The organism is Massilia phyllostachyos (genome assembly GCF_021044825.1).
Taxonomy (GTDB): domain Bacteria; phylum Pseudomonadota; class Gammaproteobacteria; order Burkholderiales; family Burkholderiaceae_D; genus Telluria; species Telluria phyllostachyos.
Window position 1 is genome coordinate 462,118 of sequence record NZ_JAJNOC010000003.1, and the last position, 15,910, is coordinate 478,027.

Below are 15,910 nucleotides of genomic sequence, written 5' to 3' on the forward strand. Positions count from 1 at the left end.
ATGCGTCAGTTGGATGGTTTGCCGGCGCGGCGGCAGCGTTCGGAGCAGTATTTCACCTGTTCCCAGTCGCGCTCCCACTTCTTGCGCCAGGTGAAGGGCAGCCCGCAGTGCGCGCACTGCTTCGTTGGAAGATCCGATTTCTTGCGCATTTTCATGGGGCCATGTCCTGCGTCGCCACATAGCGCTGCGCCAGGCTTGCCACGAGCCGGCCGATCTGTTCGCGCAGCGCTTCCGGCGCCAGCACTTCCGCGTCGGCGCCGAAACGCAGCAGCTCGTGGCCGGCGTGGCATGCCGGTCCGACCGGAAAGGTGGCGGTGCGCCAGCCATCCTCGGCGGCGTCGCCGATCGTGGCGTTGGCGATGGCATACGGCGGCAGGAAGGCTTCCATCATCTTGATGCCCCAGGGCGACAGCCGCACGGTGGCCCGCTCCGGATGCTGCTCCTGTTCGAAGCGGCGCGCATTCTCGTTCCAGTAGGCCGGCAGGTCGAAGTCGGAGCAGCTGGCGATGCCGCTCTCGAGGACGCGCAGATCGAGGATGCGCGACACGCGGTAGGTGCGCACGCTGGCGTCGATCCTGGCCACCAGATACCAGGCGCCGCCCTTGAGCACGAGGCCGAGCGGATCGAGCACGCGCTCCTTCTCGCCCTTCCAGCTGCGGTAGCGGACGCCTATCTGTCGTTCGCCCCAGACCGCCTGCGCCAGTTCGGGCAGGCAGGCCGGACGTTCGCCCGCTTCGAACCAGCCGGGCACGTCCAGGTGGAAGCGCGGACGCATGCGGCCGGCACCTTCGCGCACGTCGGCGGGCAGGGCGGCGAGCAGCTTGTCTCGCGCGCTGGCGCAGGTGGCGTCCAGGCCGAGTTCGGCCGCCTGGCCCGACAGGCCGCTCAGGAACAGCACTTCCGCCTCCAGCGCCGACATGCCGTTCAGGCGCGTGCGGTAGCCGTCCAGCAGGCGGTAGCCGCCCTGGTTGCCGCGTTCGCTGTAGATCGGGATGCCGGCGGCGCTCAGGGCGTCGACGTCGCGGTAGATGGTGCGCAGCGATACCCCGTACTCGTCGGCCAGCGCACGCGCGCTCGCGCGGCCCCGGGCCTGCAGGGTGGTGAGGATGAAGAGGAGTCGGCTGGCGCGCATCGGGCTAGTGTAACGCAGGTATACCTGACACAGGATGTCAGCTTGCCGGGCCTACCATGCCTGCAGTCGACCGCGGATCGGCCTCACCGACAACCAACCATCCAGGGCATACCATGAACGCACAGCACAGCATCACCTTCTTCCACTCGCCGCACACCCGCTCCTCCAGCACCTATACCCTGCTCGAAGAACTCGGCGCGCCTTTCGACCTGCGGGTCCTGAACATGAAGGCCGGCGAACAGCGCCAGCCGGCCTACCTGGCGATCAACCCCCTGGGCAAGGTGCCGGCCATCCTCGACGGCGACACCGTCGTCACCGAGCAGGTGGCGATCTTCATCCACCTGGCCGACCGCTTTCCCGAGGTGGGCCTGGCGCCGTCGCTCGACGATCCGCGCCGCGGCGCCTACCTGCGCTGGCTGGTCTACTACGCCGCCTGCTTCGAGCCGGCGCTGATGGACCGCAGCATGGAGCGCGCACCGGCTCCGCACATGAGCTCGCCCTACGGCGACTTCGACGCCATGCTCGGCGTGATCGACGCCCAGCTGCAGCGCGCGCCCTGGCTGTTGGGCGACACCATGTCGGCCGCCGACGTCCTGTGGGGTTCGGCCCTGGGCTGGGGCATCGCCTACGCCGGCGTACCGCGCCTGCCGGCGCTGGTCGAGTATGCCGAGCGTTGCGCGGCGCGCCCGGCGTCGCTCAAGGTGGCGCAGCGCGACCTAGCGCTGATGGCGGAGCACGAAGCGGCGGCCGCCTAGGACATCAGGGAGCGTACTCTTCCTCGATGTTTGCGTAGTCTCCGCTCGGATCGTCGAAGCGCTCCCCGTTCCAGACGAAGACGATGGTGCGCTCGGCTGCGTCGCCCGCCTTGACGTGGTAGGCGAAGGCGGGCGCGCCGTCGCGCGTGGCCGGTTCGACCCGCGCCGCCAGCTTCTGCGGCGGCGGACCGTTGCCTTCTTCGCGGTCGCGCTCGGTGATCACGCTGAAGATCTCCTGCAGCTCTTCGCCCGCGATGCGGTAGACCGTGTACCGGCCCAGCAGCCCTTCGCCGCGCATCAGCCACTGGCTGCCGGCAACGACGATCTGCTCGCGCGCTTCATCGGGAAGCAGGCGGGCCAGCGCGAAGGTGTCGGCCTGGTCGAAGATGATGTTCGACAGGTCGCCCGGTTCCGACCCCGGCGCGCGGAAGAACCGGACCGGCTTGCCGTCGTCCATGGTGATCTCCAGGTCACGATAGCGGTCATTGCCGTTGACGGTGACGCGCAGCGTGAAATCCGCGCCCTTGAGCGACTGGGTGACTTCGCCTGCCGACGGGGCGCGGGCAGGGTCCGCATCGTGCTGCGTCTCCTCGGGCGCCGCGGCGACCGCCTGGACCGGCGCCGCGCTGCGCCCCGGAGGAGGCGCAGCCTGGCGCTGCTGAAACGCTACCACGGCGGCGATGAGCCCGATGGCCACGGCGGCGCCGACCAATTTCTTGCGCATGACATTCCTGTTCGTAGAAAAGCGACTCGGCAATGGTACGTCATCGGCGAGTCATATTCCGCGCTTACATTGCCCCCATATCCTTGCAGGGGACTGGCATGAACGAGCGTGAAGCAGTGAGCACGATGGCGTGCGCCGGAAGGATGGCGCCATGAAGGAAGGCGAACTCCAGCGCGGCATGGCCGGGAAGACCATCCTCGTGCTCAGCGTGCCGGCCGGCGCCGGCCATACCCGCGTGGCCGACGCCATCCGCAGCTGCGCCGCCGAGGAATACGGCGGCGCGCGGGTGATCCACCTCGATGCGATGGCCTTCGCCACGCCGCGCCTGCGCACGGTCTATACGAGCCTCTACCTGGGTCTGATCCGGCGCGCCCCCGGCCTGTGGCGCCACGTCTACCGCTACACCAACGAGGCGGAGCCAGGCGGCTGGTTCAACCGGCTGCGGCGCTGGATCGAGGCGCGCGACTGCCGCAAGCTGGTGGCGCAAATCGCCGCGCTGGCCCCGAGCGCCGTGATCTGCACCCATTTCCAGCCGGCCGAACTGCTGTCGCGGCAGATCGCGGCCGGCCAGCTCGACTGCCCGGTCTGGGTCCAGGTCACCGACTTCGACCTGCACCGCATGTGGCTGCATCCGCACATTGCCGGCTACTTCGCCGGCAACGAGGAAGTCGCCTTCCTGCTGCGCGAGCAGGGCATCGCGGCAGGCGCGGTCCACGTCGCCGGGATCCCGACCATGCCGGCCTTTTCGCGCCGCCACGACCGCGCCGAATGCGCCCGCGAACTCGGTCTCGACCCGGGCCGCAGCACCTTGCTCCTGATGGGCGGCGGCGCCGGCCTGGGCGGCTTGTCGCGCATCGCGCGGGAGCTGCTGGCGATTCCCGGCGACTTCCAGCTGATCGTCCTGGCCGGCAAGAACCAGGCGGAACTGGCCGTGCTGCAAACCCTGGCCGCCCGGTTCCCGGGCCGGCTGGCGCCCCAGGGCTATACGGACCGGGTCGAGCGCCTGATGGCCTGCGCCGACCTTGTGATCACCAAGCCCGGCGGCGCGACCACGGCCGAATGCCTGGCGATGGGACTGCCGATGATCGTCAACGCGCCGATTCCCGGGCAGGAAGAGCACAACGCCAACTTCCTGCTCGAGCAGGGCGCGGCGCTGAAGGCGTCCGACCTGCCGACCCTGGCTTACCGCGTGCGCCAGCTGCTGGCGCATCCGGTCCAGCTGGAGGAGATGGCTACCCGGGCCCGCATGCTGGGGCGTCCGCATGCCGCAAGGCAGGTGCTCGAAACCGTGCTGTACCGCTGCGAACACGCGGCCGAAAGGATCTGATGCTGGTGTTGTCGGAGATGGGCCGCCTGGCGGCATTGGTGGCTTCGGTACTGGCGCTGGCGTATCTGTTCGCGCGGGTGGAAGTGGAAATCGAGGGCGAGGCCGGCTGGGCGGCGAACCTGCCGACCTGGCGCATCGAACAGCATCCGCTGCTCGATCTCTTCATGGGCGGCCGGGCGCTGACCGGCTACCACCTGTGGATGTTCGCCTTCATCGGCCTGGTGTTCCACTTCCCGCTGTTCCTGATCGGCCGCTGGACCCTGCAGCTGGAAGCGTCGATCATGGCGTCGATCATGCTGTTCTGGATCGTCGAGGATTATCTCTGGTTCGTCGTCAACCCGGCCTTCGGCTGGCGCCGCTTCAAGCAGGCGCTGGTGCCCTGGCACAAGCACTGGGCCTTCGGCGCGCCGGTCGACTACTGGGTCTTCGGCGCCATCAGCATGCTGCTGTTCTGGTACGGGGCCTGAGCCAGCACGCCCAGGTCGAGGGCATGGCGGATGCGGCGGCCCAGTTCCGCCGGGGTACGTGAAATCAATTCCTGCGGGATCTCGTACTTGCTGGTGAGCCGGTCATGGTCTTCGAAGCCGTAGGAGACCATGAAGGGATGCATGCCGGTGTTGACCGCCGCGGTGAAATCCTTGTGCTCGTCGCCGCAGATGTAGGCGCGCGCCGGGTTGACGCCGAAGCGCTCGCGCATGGCGCGAAACGCGGCGGTCTTCTTTTCCTTGAGCGGGATGTGGACCAGGAAGTCCAGTTCGCCGATGTCGATGTCGTGGCGGCGGAACAGCCGGCGCAGGGTTTCCAGCGGCTCGATGGTGACGTTGCGCGTCACGATGCCGACCGTGATGTCGGGCGCGGCGATCAGTTCGCGGATCAGGTCGGCGATGCCCTCGTACAGGCTGGCCTCTTCGCGGTAGATGCCGGTGAGGGTGTCGACCAGCCGGGCGCGGCTGTTCTTGCGCAGGTTCTTGCGGATGATCGAGGGGAATTCCTTCAGGCCGCCCACATATTTCAACAGGTGGTGCCGTTTCTGGAAGTCGGTTTCCTCGCCGAGCGCCAGGCCGTGGCGGGCGAAGGCCGCTTCGATGGCGGAGAACGCGTCGATGGTGGTGCCGTCCGCGTCGAGGATCAAGAGCCGTTTGTCGCTTGTGTACATTGGAAATCCGTTCCTCCAAACTTACGCAAAGCTGCCCAATGGTGCTTAAGGCTTGCCATACAGTTGGATTCCTGCTTCGCAGGGGCTGGTTTCACCTTGCGCCCAGGCACAAGGCCAGCGCCTTCCCCTCCACAGGCAGTCACGGTGGAACTCACCGCGATGCTTCTCAAGTCGCTTCTCGTATGGGCTGTCACTTTTCCCCTTACGTAAAACGAATTGAAGCTGCTTTTGTATGACAGCTAAGATATGAACAAGTTTCGCGCGAACTGTAAAAACCCTTCTGGACGCCGTTGGCCGGTCCGGCAGGGACAACGCGCCGGAGCTCGTTTTTATCGATCATCCGGCGCTGTCATGACGGGCGTATGACAGAAGGGAAGGTGTGGACGGTGCGCGACAGCGGAAGATTGTCAATGGGCGCTGACGGCTGGGTGGGCGGTTCTCCGCCCACGCGTCCAGGCAGCCGATGAGCAGCCGTTTCGTCAGTTCCAGATTGACGCAAGCTCAGGCTTTTTGGGGCTTCAGGATCACCAGCGCGATGCCGCCAATGATGGCGCCGGAGGCGGCGAGCAGGCGCAGGTCCAGGGGTTCGCCGAGGAAGGCGACAGCGCCCAGCGCCGCCAGCACGGGCACGCTCAGCTGCACGGCCGCGGCGCTGGTCGAGGCCAGGTGCGGCAGCGCGGTGTACCAGATGGCATAGCCGAGGCCGGAGGTGAGCGCGCCGGACAGGAAGGCGTACCAGACGCCCATCGGGTCGGGGATGGCGTCGCGCCAGCACAGCACGCTCAAGGCGAGTGCGATCGGCACGGCGTGCAGGAAATTGCCGGAGGTGACCTTCAGCGGGTCGCCCGCGCCCTTGCCGCGCAGCGAATAAACGCCCCAGGCCATGCCCGCCCCCAGCATGAGCAGGCTGCTTTCCAATGGCGGCGCGGACAGCCCGGGCAGCAGCAGGCCGACCAGGCCGGCGCAGGCCAGCAGCAGGCCCGCCAGTTGCAGGAGACGCAGGCGCTCGCCCGAGCGCAGGCCCCAGGCGATCATCGTCGCCTGCACCGCGCCGAACAGGATCAGGGCGCCGCTTGCGGCGGGCAGGCGCAGGTAGGCGAAGGAAAAGCTGGCGGCGTAGGCGAACAGGGCCAGGGCGGACAGCCAGTTGCCCCGTCCGGCATCATCGCGACGGCGCAGCGCGACCAGCAGCCACAGCACCAGCGCGCCGGACATCAGGCGCACCGTCGTGAAGCTGGCGGCGTCGATCTGCGTACGGATGAGCGCTGCCCGGCACAGCAGCGAATTGCCGGCGAATGCGGCCAGGGCCAGGATCGTCAGTGCGGCGGTGCGTGCATATGACATCGAATGTCCTCCATGCGAAGATCATAATCGTTTCACGCGCATGGACGAGATGCGGATTGGCTCGCGCTGCCGGATTGTCCAGTGGTAAGCTAATGCCGTTGTCACGTCAACCCTTGAAGGAATGTTATGAAACCGCTGTTCTCCTCCGACGAAGAAGCGAACGCAGCACCCACGCCGCCCGTGGCGGCCCCGGCGCCGTTTCCGTCCCTGACGATTCCGGCAAGCTCTTCGGACATGCTGCCGGCGGCGCCGGTCCAGGCGAGCCCGGCGCCGATCGCGCCGGTCGTGCGGGTCGACATTTCCGGCATCGACGACAAGGCCATCGAGTCGCTCGGCGGCTCCACCGGCGCCGGCGTGGCCAAGGTCTCGGCCAAGCTGCTCGGCACCGTGCGCGCCTCCGACGCGGACGTGTTCGGCACCCAGCTGAACGAACTGATCGCCACCTCCAAGGGCCTGGACCCGGCCAAGCTGAAGTCCGGCGGCCTGCTGTCGCGCGTGACGGGCATGTTCGGCTCGGTCAAGGAAAAGATGCTGTCGCAGTACCAGATGGTCGAATCGCGGATGGACACATTGATTGGCGAAATGACGCGCCATGCAAACGTGCACCGCGCCCGCATCCAGGACTTTGACGATATGTACAAGGGCCTGGAGCAGTACTACCAGGGCCTGGACACCGACGTGAAGAAGGGCGAGGCCTGGGCCGAGAAACTGCGCCAGGCGGTGGCCCAGCAGGGCGCCGCCGGCAACGCCTTCGAAGCCCAGCAGGCGACCGAACTCAAGCGCCGCCTGGAGCGCCTGGAAAAGCGCATCGACGACCTGCGCCGCGCCATGCTGATGGCGACCCAGATGGTGCCGCAGATCCGCTTGTCGCAGGACAATGCGCGCGCACTCACCGACACCTTCACCGACATCGTCAACGTGTCGATTCCGGCCTGGCGCAACGTGTTCTCGCTCTACCTGCTGCAGCTGGAAGCCAAGCAGAGCGCGGCGGTGGCGAACGCCGCCTACGACGCCACCGACGCCGCCTTCCGCGCCCAGGCCGACATGCTGCTGGAGAATACCGAGACCGTGGCGCGCGCCAAGCAGCGCTCCCTGGTCAGCCTGGAAACCGCCCAGCACGTGCAGACCCAGCTGGTCACCGCCTTCGACAAGCTCGAGCAGATCTCGAACGAAGGCCAGCAGCGCCGCCGCGACGAGCTGCCGAAACTGCAGCAGCTGGAGCGCGAGCTGATCGAGCGCTTCTCGCCGGCCAAGGGCTGAACCTTATTTTTTTGAAAGAAGACACCTCATGTCGACGACGCTCCAAACCGGCCACCGCATCAACCTCGAGAAATCCGCTCCGGGCTTGACGCGTGTCCGCATCGGCCTCGGCTGGAAGGTCAACGCGGCTGCGGGCCACGCCTTCGACCTCGACTCCTCGGTCTTCCTGTGCAGGAAGGATGCGAGCGACAACCCGGTCATGATCAGCAACGCCCACTTCGTCTACTACAACCACACCACATCGCCGGACGGCGCAGTGGTGCACTCGGGCGACAACCGCACCGGCGACAAGGACGGCGACGACGAAGTCATCACCGTCGACCTGGGCCGGGTCGAGGCCGAGGTGATGGAGATGCCGATCGTCGTGACCATCCACGACGCCGACGTGCGCAAGCAGACCTTCGGCAGCGTCACCGATGCGTATGTGAAGGTGTACAACGACGAGACCGGCGAAACCATCGCGGAATACGACTTGGACGAGGATTACTCGGACAAGACCGCGCTGCAATTCGGCTCGCTGTACCGCAAGGATGGCGAATGGCGCTTCCACGCCGTCGGCGCCGGCTTCAAGCTGAACCTGGCGACCTTCATCCGCAAGCTCGGCGGCACCGTCGACTAAGGGCCGGGCGTTTGTTTCGGGCGAGCCTTCCATGACGAACACGCCCAGGGCCTTCGATTTCGGCGAGGACGAGGCGGCGCCCCCAAGCCAGGATGGGCCGCCCAAGGCGTTCTCCTTCGACGACCTGCCGCCGGTGACGGCCGGCGCCAGCGCGACCGCGAAAGCCGGGCCGGCGCCGCTGTTCGACAGCGACGACCATCCGGCCGTGCGCGACGCCCTGTCGTTTGCCCGCGCCGACTATCCGCAATTGGTCGCCCAGGCCGAACAGCGCCTGGCGGCCCTGTTCCGGCGCCTGCTCCCGGTGCGCCTTGGCCTGGTCACCGAATGGGCCGAGGCGCCGCTGCGCGAGCAGGCCGCGCTGCTGCAGCCGATCACCGAGCTGGTCCTGATGTTCACCCGCATGGCCGTGCCCGCGCAGCTCGAGGCCGCGCTCGCGTGCAGCAAGCCGCCGGAAGGCATGTTCGGCAAGCTGTTCCGGCGCCAGCTGCCGCTGGCCCAGCACAAGGCGCTGCTCACCGCTTCCCGCGAGGGGCTGGTCAAGCTCCTGGCCGACAGCGAAGGGGCGACCCGCAACCTGGAAGAATCGGCGCAGAACCTCAGCCTGCATGCGGCCGCGCTGGCCGTGGTGGCGAAACTGGCGGGCGGGGCGATGGATGCGACCCTGTCGGACGCGATCACCCAGCGCCGCACGCTCATCCAGCAGGCGGTGCGCCAGGCCGAGCTGTCGATCATGCAGATGGGGCAAGTGCGCCAGCAGGCGGCCGACCTGATCGGGCAGATTTCATCTTTCCTGACGGTTACCCTGCCGGCGCTCGAGATGGCGCAGGCGCAGGGCGGCAACTAGCGCGCCCGGCGCCGGGTCATGGCATGGACAAGTCCAGGCCGAGCCTGGTGGCAAGGTAGTAGGTCGCGAACCCCAGGGCCACGAGCAAGAGCACGAAGAGCAGGGCGATCGTGCCGCCCGCGCGCAGCACCGCGCGCCGCTCCATCTGCTTCCCCTTCTTCCCCTGGTCGTAATGCCACTTGACGGCGAAGAACATGCCGATGGCCAGCACGACAGCCTTGAAGGTGAAGAAGACGACGGGGAACCATTCCATGTCCATGATGTGTATTTCCAGCCTATCACGTGAAACTTTTTAACGTGAGGATCACGTTCTGGGGCATTCTACTGAAAAGCAAAATCCATACATCGAGACAAAATGTCCCAGTTGAAATCCATGCAAGATGCCGATCCGCCAGGCTGGATGCCGCGCCTGGCCGCACATGGTGGGCCGCGTTTCCTGCAGATTGCGGACGCCTTGCAGGCGGCCGTGGCGGACGGGTCCCTGAGAGCGGGCGACCGCCTGCCTCCGCAGCGCCTGCTGGCGGCGCAACTCGATGTCGACCTGACCACGGTCACCCGTGCCTATGACGAAGCCCGGCGCCGCAGCCTGCTGGAGGGCCGCGGCGCGCGCGGCACCTATGTGGCGGCGCCGAAAGTCGAGTTGAACCCGGTGCTCGACCTGAGCATGAACACCCCGCCGCCGCCGGAGGGCGTGGACTTCGACGACCTGCTGAAACAGGGCCTGTCCCAGGTGCTGATGCGGGCCGATAACGAATTGCTGATGACCTATCACCTGGGCGGCGGCAGCGACGCCGACCGCAAGGCCGGGGCCAGGTGGCTGGCGCCGATGTTCGGGCAGCTGGACGCCGCGCAGGTCCTGGTGTGTCCGGGGGCGCAGGCGGCGATCGCCGCACTGATCCTGGCGCTGACCGAGCCCGGCGACGTCATCCTGGCCGAGCCGGCGAGTTACCCCGGCTTGCGCGCCGCGGCGACCCAGTTCGGGCGGCGCATCGTCGCCGTGGGCGCGGACCGGCACGGCATGCTGCCCGAGCTGCTCGAAGAAGCATGCCGCGCGCACCAGCCGGCGCTGGTCTACCTGAATCCGACCTTGCAGAACCCGACCGCGGTCACCATGCCGGCACGCCGTCGCCAGGAACTTGCCGCCATCGCACAGCGCTGCGATGTGCGCATCGTCGAAGACGATCCTTATTGGCTCCTGGCGGAGGACCCGCCACCGCCCATTGCCACCTTCGGCCCCGGCAATGTCTACTACATCTCGACCCTGTCGAAATGCCTGACGCCCGGCTTGCGTGTCGCCTTCGTGCTGGTGCGCGACCCGCGGGAGCGGGAACGTTTCCTGGCCGCGCTCCGCTCGTTTGCGCTGATGGCCGCCCCGCTGACGGCGGCGCTGGCCACGCAGTGGATCCTCGACGGTTCGGCCGAGGCATTACTGGCGGGCGTGTGCAAGGAGGCGCGCCTGCGCCACGCCATGGCGCGCGACATTCTTGCCGGACGCTACAGCGGCGCGGGAGACGGGCTGCATGTCTGGCTCGAGTTGCCGGCATACTGGAACGCCTCCCAGCTTGCGCATGCGGCCGGCAGCGAGGGCATCGCGGTCACGCCGGCGGAGGCATTCGCAACCGATGGTGCTTCCGTGAATGCGATCCGGATATCCTTGGGCAGCATCAAGGACCGGGGACGCTTGCGGGCCGGCCTCCAGCGGCTGTCGCAGCTGCTGGCGCGGCGCCCCGAGCCTTTCAGTGCGGCTGTGGTCTAGCCGATGCCCGGCAAGGGGAGTGGGGTGACCGTCACCCGCACATCGAGTTCCTGCCTGCCCCCACCAAGCACGATACCGCGCAGCGGCGTGACGTCGCTGAAGTCGCGCCCCCAGCCCAGGGTGATGTGCTCGTGCTGCACCAGGCAGCGGTTGGTCGGATCGAAATCGATCCAGCCCAGCAGCGGGCAGAACACCGACACCCAGGCATGCGAGGCATCCGCTCCGACCAGGCGCGGCTGGCCCTCCGGCGGATGGTTCAGGATATAGCCGCTCACGTAGCGCGCCGGCAGCTTGAGGCTGCGCAGGCAGCCGATCATCAGCTGGGCGAAGTCCTGGCACACGCCGCGGCGGCCGCGCATCACCTGTTCCAGCGGCGTCGCGATGTCGGTGGCGCTGGCGTCGAAGGCGAAGTCGGCGAAGATCCGGTGGGTCAGGTCGAGCGCGGCATCGAGCTGCGGCCGGCCGGGCGTGAAGCTGGTGCGCGCGTACGCTTCCAGTTCGGGGAAGACGCCGACGTGGGGCGACTCGTGGAGGTAGCGGCAGGCTTCCAGCGTCGCCTCGCTGCGATCGAGGTTCATCCTGTCGCGCACGTGTTCCCACGGCAGCGAGCCCGCGATCGCGGCCAGGCCGGGACGCGCATGCAATGCGACCGTCGATTCGGCCTGCACCAGCAGGCTGTCGTGCGGCGCGGTGAGCCCGACGTGGCGGGTGATATTGCCGAAGAAGTCGACGCCCTCACGGCTATCGTCGACGCCTGGATCGATCAGGATGCGGTGCGCCTCGATCTGCTGGTACGCAAAGGCGCGCGGCGTCAGGTGCAGGTATTGCTGCGACAGGGTGACCGTGCCGCCGTAGCGGTAGCGCGTCTCGTGCAGCACGCGATAGCGCGCGCATGCGGTGGTGGTCGGGGTCGTCATGTGCTGCGGTTCCCTTGCCGGGCCTGGTCGGAATAGCTGAAAAACTGCACGCCGATCCGCTCGGACAGCGCCGCGCTGGCGCGTCCGATCCGTTCCAGCAGCGCGGGCAGCGCCGCATTCCCGTGCCGCAGTTCGGTGTCGGGATCGAGCGCCAGCAATTCTTCCTGCAGCGGCGCCAGCAGCTCCGCGCCGCAGGCGCCGTGGGCCTGGGCGATATCGTCCAGCGACATCAGGATGCCGCGCAGCTGGAATGCGATCGAGCGCGGATTGGTCGTGTCGAGCAGCAGCAGGTCGAGGGTCGGCAGCCACTCGGGCTGGGCGCGGTAGCGGGCGCGGTAGGTGACGATGCTGTCGGACAGTTCGAGCAGCCAGTCGAGGCTGCCGTTCGCTTCCATCACGAGGGCGCGCTGCAGCACCACGCTCTGGAACTGCAGGCGCTCCAGGCGGCGGCCGATCGTCATGAAGCGCCAGCCGAGGTCGCGCGTCATGCCATCCAGCGCGAAGCCGGTCAGGGTCATCAGGGAGGCGGTGGCGTCGTCGAGGATGGCCATCACTTCCGATTGCGCGGGCCGTGCTCCAGGCGACGCCATGCGGTTCAGGGCGCGCCAGTTGTCGACCGAAAAGCGTTCGTGCAGCTGGGCGGCGATGCGGTGCAGTTCCTGCCGCTGGCGCGCCAGGCCGGGGACGACTGGCGAGGACATCGCCGTCAACAGGGCCGACTCCAGTTCGGCGTCGAGGCGGGACTGGCCCTGCGCGTCGATCAGGCCCAGTCCGATGCACAAGGACTCGACCGTCCACCAATCCGCGCCGCGCTGCTCGACCGGGACGTTCAACAGGAAGCCGAAGGCGACCCGCAGCAAGCGGCAGACGTTCTCGCAGCGTTCGGCATGGCGCCCGAACCACAGCAGGTTTTCCGCCGTACGGCTGGACAGGTTGCTGTCTTCGCGCACGAGGTCGCGGGCCGTGACCCGGGACTGCTGCGCGCGGTGCGCCTCGGCGCCGGCGCGCGCCTGGACCCAGGTGTCCTTGCTGGCGCCACCCATCTGCATGGTCAGCACGCGCGCGTCGAGGCCGCTGCCGATGCGGGTCAGGCCGCCCGGCATCACGACATAGCCGTTCGGCGTGGCGCAGGCGAACACGCGCAGCGCCACCGCGCGCGGCTGCAGGCCGGGTTCAGGGCTGTCGCACCACTCGGGCGACTGCGACAGCCGCACCACTTCCTGGGCGATGTAGTGCTCGGGCCGCGCGCGCAGCTGCGCGGCTAGGGCCGCGCGCGCTCCCGCATCGAGGTCCTGGCCGAACACCGGTTCCTGCGGCCGCTGCGGGAAGGCGGGCTTGATCACCAGCCGGTCCAGGCCCGCGACCACGTTCTCCAGGGCCGCCGGCTCGCCGCACCACCAGGTCGCCACCGACGGCATCTTCAAGGGCTCGCCCAACAGCCGCTCGGAGAGCCCCGGCAGGTAGCCGAGCAGGGCGCCCGATTCGAGCAGGCCGGAACCGAGGCCGTTGGCCACCAGCACGTTGCCGCGGCGGGCGGCCTGGGTCAGTCCCGGCACGCCGAAGGCCGCATCCGGCAGCTCGAGCGGGTCGCAGCAATCGTCGTCGACCCGGCGCACGATCACGTGCACCCGCTGCAGGCCGGCCAGGGTCTTGAGGTAGACCACGCCGTCGCGCACCGTCAGGTCGCCGCACTCGACCAGCGGCAGACCGAGGTGGCGCGCCAGGTAGGCCTGCTCATAGTAGCTCTCGGAGCGCGGGCCTGGGGTGAGCAGGACGATACGCGGCATTTCGCCGCCGCGCAGCGGCGCCGGCGCATCGCCCTGCGCCGCGCACAGGCGGCCCCAGTGCACCAGGCTGTCGTGCATGCTGCGGAAGAACCCGCCCAGCGGCCGCACCTTCAGCTCGCGCAGCAGCTCGGGGAAGGCGGGGGCGATGATGGCGCGGTTTTCCAGCGCATAGCCGGCGCCGGACGGCGCCTGGGTGCGGTCGGCCAGCACCCACCAGCATCCGTCCGGCCCGCGCGCCAGGTCGGCCGCATAGAAATGCAGGGCCACGCCGTCAATGTGGCGCAGGCCGTGGCAGGGACGCAGGAAGCCGCCGTGGCCGTGCACCAGTGCCGGCGGCAGCAGGCCTTCGTGCAGCATTTCCTGCTTGCCGTAGATGTCGCCGAGGATCGTGTTCAGCAGGGTGGCGCGTTGCGTGACCCCGGCTTCGATGCCGCGCCATTCCTCGTGCGGCAGGATCAGGGGCAGCAGGTTCAGGTCCCAGGAACGCGGCTTGCGGCCGGCGTCGGCCAGCACGTTGTAGCTGACGCCGTTCTCGCGCACTTGCCGCCGCACCGTCTCGCGGCGCTGGCGCATCGCCTCGGGCGCTTCCTGCTGCAGGTTATCCAGCAGGGCGCGCCAGTGCGCGCGCGGGTGTCCGAGCGGATCAAACATTTCGTCGAAACCGGTAGGGGCGGCTGGGTAATGGGCGAGGAATGGGGTGGACATCAGGCGTTACTTTACGCAGAGAAACAAGACGATAGGGTAAATCCCCGGTCAATGCAAATGGTGTATTCAAGTGTGTTTAAGCATGTTTCATTCCCACAATATACTTGCCAGACGTGCAGGGCGGCGCGCTGGCACGTTTCTTGAATGCATCGAAGGGACAGGAGGAAGCGATGCCCAATTTTTATAACGAAATGTACTCCGATGCGGCAAACGTACGGCCTCACTACAACGCGTTCGCGCAATGGCTCGCTGAACAATCGCCCCAGCACATCGAACAGAAGCGGGCGGAAGCCGAGCTGAATTTCCAGCGGGTCGGCATCACCTTTGCCGTGTATGGCGACAACGCCGGCAAGGAAAGGCTGATCCCCTTCGACATCATCCCGCGGGTGATCAACGCCGCCGAATGGGCCACCCTGCAGGCCGGCCTGGTGCAAAGGGTGACGGCGCTGAACCGCTTCCTGCACGACGTCTACCACCACCAGGAAATCCTGAAGGCAGGCATCATCCCGGCCGAACAGATCCTCGACAATGCCCAGTACCGCCCCGTGATGCGCGGCATCCAGCTGCCGTCCGACGTCTATGCCCACATCGCCGGCGTCGACATCGTGCGCGCGGGCGAAGGCGAGTTCTACGTGCTCGAGGATAACCTGCGCGTGCCCTCGGGTGTCTCTTACATGCTGGAAAACCGCAAGATGATGATGCGGCTGTTCCCGGCGCTGTTCGCGCGCAACCGGGTGGCGCCGGTCGACCATTACCCTGACCTGCTGCTCGACAACCTGCGCAGTGCGGCCCCTGGCGGCGTGCTCGATCCGACCGTGGTCGTGCTCACGCCGGGCATGTACAACTCGGCCTATTTCGAGCACGCCTTCCTGGCCCAGCAGATGGGCGTGGCCCTGGTGCAGGGGCAAGACCTGTATGTCGCCAACAACACCGTCTATATGCGCACCACGCGCGGGCCGAAGCAGGTCGACGTGATCTACCGCCGCATCGACGACGACTACCTCGACCCGCGCGCCTTCCGCCCCGAATCGACCCTGGGCGTGCCGGGCCTGCTGGACGCGGTGCGCGCCGGCCGGGTCGGCCTGGCCAATGCGATCGGCACCGGCGTCGCCGACGACAAATCGATCTACCCCTACGTGCCGGACATGATCGAGTTCTACCTCGGCGAAAAACCGATCCTGAACAACGTGCCGACTTACCAGTGCCGTAAGAAAGAAGACCTGGCGTATACGCTGGCGAATCTGCCCGAGCTGGTAGTGAAGGAAGTGCACGGCGCCGGCGGCTACGGCATGCTGGTCGGGCCGGCCTCGACCCAGGCCGAGATCGAAGCCTTCCGCCAGCGCCTGCTGGCCAAGCCCGACGGCTACATCGCCCAGCCGACCCTGGCGCTGTCAGCCTGCCCGACCTATGTCGAATCGGGCGTGGCGCCGCGCCACATCGACCTGCGTCCCTTCGTGTTGTCGGGCAAGACCGTGTCGATGGTGCCGGGCGGCCTGACCCGGGTGGCGCTGCAGGAAGGTTCGCTCGTCGTCAATTCCTCGCAAGGCGGCGGCACCAAGGACACCTGGATACTGGAGAACTGAT

16 protein-coding genes are annotated in these 15,910 nt (G+C 67.6%); 8 read left to right on the top strand and 8 right to left on the bottom strand.

The window, feature by feature from the left end:
• Window positions 1–5: 5 nt before the first annotated feature.
• Window positions 6–155 carry a DUF2256 domain-containing protein gene (locus LQ564_RS12980; RefSeq protein WP_231058513.1) on the bottom strand — a complete coding sequence of 50 codons (150 nt, stop codon included), beginning with the start codon at window positions 153–155 and terminating at the stop codon, window positions 6–8.
• Window positions 152–1,132, bottom strand: a complete 981-nt coding sequence (locus tag LQ564_RS12985) for a helix-turn-helix transcriptional regulator (RefSeq protein WP_231058514.1) — start codon at window positions 1,130–1,132, stop codon at window positions 152–154. Before LQ564_RS12985 ends, LQ564_RS12980 begins: the two co-directional genes overlap by 4 nt.
• A gap of 113 nt (window positions 1,133–1,245) precedes the next feature.
• Between LQ564_RS12985 and LQ564_RS12990 the strand changes: the two genes are divergently transcribed.
• A complete protein-coding gene (locus LQ564_RS12990; RefSeq protein ID WP_231058515.1) occupies window positions 1,246–1,887 on the top strand; it encodes a glutathione S-transferase family protein in 642 nt (213 codons plus the stop codon).
• 4 nt (window positions 1,888–1,891) lie between these two features.
• Here the strand turns inward: LQ564_RS12990 and LQ564_RS12995 are convergent, their stop codons facing one another.
• Complete coding sequence (locus tag LQ564_RS12995; protein WP_231058516.1) at window positions 1,892–2,611, bottom strand: hypothetical protein; 720 nt, start codon at window positions 2,609–2,611, stop codon at window positions 1,892–1,894.
• 178 nt (window positions 2,612–2,789) lie between these two features.
• Between LQ564_RS12995 and LQ564_RS13000 the strand changes: the two genes are divergently transcribed.
• Together LQ564_RS13000 and LQ564_RS13005 are read left to right on the top strand one after the other, a co-directional pair.
• Window positions 2,790–3,938, top strand: a complete 1,149-nt coding sequence (locus LQ564_RS13000; protein ID WP_443094012.1) for an MGDG synthase family glycosyltransferase — start codon at window positions 2,790–2,792, stop codon at window positions 3,936–3,938.
• The gene (locus tag LQ564_RS13005) at window positions 3,938–4,405 is read left to right on the top strand and encodes a hypothetical protein (protein ID WP_231058518.1); all 468 of its coding nucleotides are present in this window, start codon (window positions 3,938–3,940) and stop codon (window positions 4,403–4,405) included. The genes LQ564_RS13000 and LQ564_RS13005 overlap by 1 nt, the downstream gene beginning before the upstream one ends.
• On the opposite strand, the gene LQ564_RS13010 is transcribed toward LQ564_RS13005, so the two are convergent.
• Both LQ564_RS13010 and LQ564_RS13015 read right to left on the bottom strand, forming a co-directional pair.
• A complete protein-coding gene (locus LQ564_RS13010) occupies window positions 4,354–5,094 on the bottom strand; it encodes an HAD family hydrolase (protein ID WP_231058519.1) in 741 nt (246 codons plus the stop codon). The genes LQ564_RS13005 and LQ564_RS13010 overlap by 52 nt on opposite strands.
• Before the next feature lie 501 nt (window positions 5,095–5,595).
• The gene (locus LQ564_RS13015) at window positions 5,596–6,438 is read right to left on the bottom strand and encodes a DMT family transporter (protein ID WP_231058520.1); all 843 of its coding nucleotides are present in this window, start codon (window positions 6,436–6,438) and stop codon (window positions 5,596–5,598) included.
• A 126-nt stretch (window positions 6,439–6,564) separates the two neighbouring features.
• Between LQ564_RS13015 and LQ564_RS13020 the strand changes: the two genes are divergently transcribed.
• Genes LQ564_RS13020 through LQ564_RS13030 form a run of 3 tightly spaced genes read left to right on the top strand, consistent with a single transcriptional unit; the run spans window position 6,565 to window position 9,161 of the window.
• Complete coding sequence (locus LQ564_RS13020; protein ID WP_231058521.1) at window positions 6,565–7,698, top strand: toxic anion resistance protein; 1,134 nt, start codon at window positions 6,565–6,567, stop codon at window positions 7,696–7,698.
• Window positions 7,699–7,726: 28 nt separating this feature from the next.
• Window positions 7,727–8,317: a TerD family protein gene (locus tag LQ564_RS13025; RefSeq protein WP_231058522.1), complete on the top strand. Its 591-nt coding sequence runs from the start codon at window positions 7,727–7,729 to the stop codon at window positions 8,315–8,317.
• A gap of 31 nt (window positions 8,318–8,348) precedes the next feature.
• Entirely contained in the window at window positions 8,349–9,161 is an 813-nt protein-coding gene (locus tag LQ564_RS13030) for a hypothetical protein (protein ID WP_231058523.1), read from the top strand.
• Window positions 9,162–9,177: 16 nt separating this feature from the next.
• On the opposite strand, the gene LQ564_RS13035 is transcribed toward LQ564_RS13030, so the two are convergent.
• Window positions 9,178–9,414, bottom strand: coding sequence for a hypothetical protein (locus LQ564_RS13035; RefSeq protein ID WP_231058582.1), 237 nt, complete (start codon window positions 9,412–9,414; stop codon window positions 9,178–9,180).
• Between the two features lie 120 nt (window positions 9,415–9,534).
• On the opposite strand from LQ564_RS13035, the gene LQ564_RS13040 reads away from it, so the two are divergent.
• The gene (locus LQ564_RS13040; protein ID WP_371873483.1) at window positions 9,535–10,917 is read left to right on the top strand and encodes an aminotransferase-like domain-containing protein; all 1,383 of its coding nucleotides are present in this window, start codon (window positions 9,535–9,537) and stop codon (window positions 10,915–10,917) included.
• Here LQ564_RS13040 and LQ564_RS13045 read toward each other — a convergent pair.
• Together LQ564_RS13045 and LQ564_RS13050 are read right to left on the bottom strand one after the other, a co-directional pair.
• Window positions 10,914–11,834, bottom strand: coding sequence for a transglutaminase family protein (locus LQ564_RS13045; protein WP_231058525.1), 921 nt, complete (start codon window positions 11,832–11,834; stop codon window positions 10,914–10,916). The genes LQ564_RS13040 and LQ564_RS13045 overlap by 4 nt on opposite strands.
• On the bottom strand, window positions 11,831–14,326 hold the full coding sequence (locus tag LQ564_RS13050; protein ID WP_231058526.1) for a circularly permuted type 2 ATP-grasp protein: 2,496 nt from the start codon (window positions 14,324–14,326) through the stop codon (window positions 11,831–11,833). Before LQ564_RS13050 ends, LQ564_RS13045 begins: the two co-directional genes overlap by 4 nt.
• 170 nt (window positions 14,327–14,496) lie before the next feature.
• Here LQ564_RS13050 and LQ564_RS13055 point away from each other — a divergent pair, with 170 nt between their 5' ends.
• The gene (locus LQ564_RS13055; RefSeq protein ID WP_231058527.1) at window positions 14,497–15,909 is read left to right on the top strand and encodes a circularly permuted type 2 ATP-grasp protein; all 1,413 of its coding nucleotides are present in this window, start codon (window positions 14,497–14,499) and stop codon (window positions 15,907–15,909) included.
• Window position 15,910 lies beyond the last annotated feature (1 nt).

Bases quoted from the DNA above. Each gene is read 5' to 3' on its own strand.
- LQ564_RS12980 (WP_231058513.1), bottom strand. From the start codon at position 155: ATGAAAATGCGCAAGAAATCGGATCTTCCAACGAAGCAGTGCGCGCAC.
- LQ564_RS12985 (WP_231058514.1), bottom strand. From the start codon at position 1,132: ATGCGCGCCAGCCGACTCCTCTTCATCCTCACCACCCTGCAGGCCCGG.
- LQ564_RS12990 (WP_231058515.1), top strand. From the start codon at position 1,246: ATGAACGCACAGCACAGCATCACCTTCTTCCACTCGCCGCACACCCGC.
- LQ564_RS12995 (WP_231058516.1), bottom strand. From the start codon at position 2,611: ATGCGCAAGAAATTGGTCGGCGCCGCCGTGGCCATCGGGCTCATCGCC.
- LQ564_RS13000 (WP_443094012.1), top strand. From the start codon at position 2,790: ATGGCCGGGAAGACCATCCTCGTGCTCAGCGTGCCGGCCGGCGCCGGC.
- LQ564_RS13005 (WP_231058518.1), top strand. From the start codon at position 3,938: ATGCTGGTGTTGTCGGAGATGGGCCGCCTGGCGGCATTGGTGGCTTCG.
- LQ564_RS13010 (WP_231058519.1), bottom strand. From the start codon at position 5,094: ATGTACACAAGCGACAAACGGCTCTTGATCCTCGACGCGGACGGCACC.
- LQ564_RS13015 (WP_231058520.1), bottom strand. From the start codon at position 6,438: ATGTCATATGCACGCACCGCCGCACTGACGATCCTGGCCCTGGCCGCA.
- LQ564_RS13020 (WP_231058521.1), top strand. From the start codon at position 6,565: ATGAAACCGCTGTTCTCCTCCGACGAAGAAGCGAACGCAGCACCCACG.
- LQ564_RS13025 (WP_231058522.1), top strand. From the start codon at position 7,727: ATGTCGACGACGCTCCAAACCGGCCACCGCATCAACCTCGAGAAATCC.
- LQ564_RS13030 (WP_231058523.1), top strand. From the start codon at position 8,349: ATGACGAACACGCCCAGGGCCTTCGATTTCGGCGAGGACGAGGCGGCG.
- LQ564_RS13035 (WP_231058582.1), bottom strand. From the start codon at position 9,414: ATGGAATGGTTCCCCGTCGTCTTCTTCACCTTCAAGGCTGTCGTGCTG.
- LQ564_RS13040 (WP_371873483.1), top strand. From the start codon at position 9,535: ATGCAAGATGCCGATCCGCCAGGCTGGATGCCGCGCCTGGCCGCACAT.
- LQ564_RS13045 (WP_231058525.1), bottom strand. From the start codon at position 11,834: ATGACGACCCCGACCACCACCGCATGCGCGCGCTATCGCGTGCTGCAC.
- LQ564_RS13050 (WP_231058526.1), bottom strand. From the start codon at position 14,326: ATGTCCACCCCATTCCTCGCCCATTACCCAGCCGCCCCTACCGGTTTC.
- LQ564_RS13055 (WP_231058527.1), top strand. From the start codon at position 14,497: ATGCCCAATTTTTATAACGAAATGTACTCCGATGCGGCAAACGTACGG.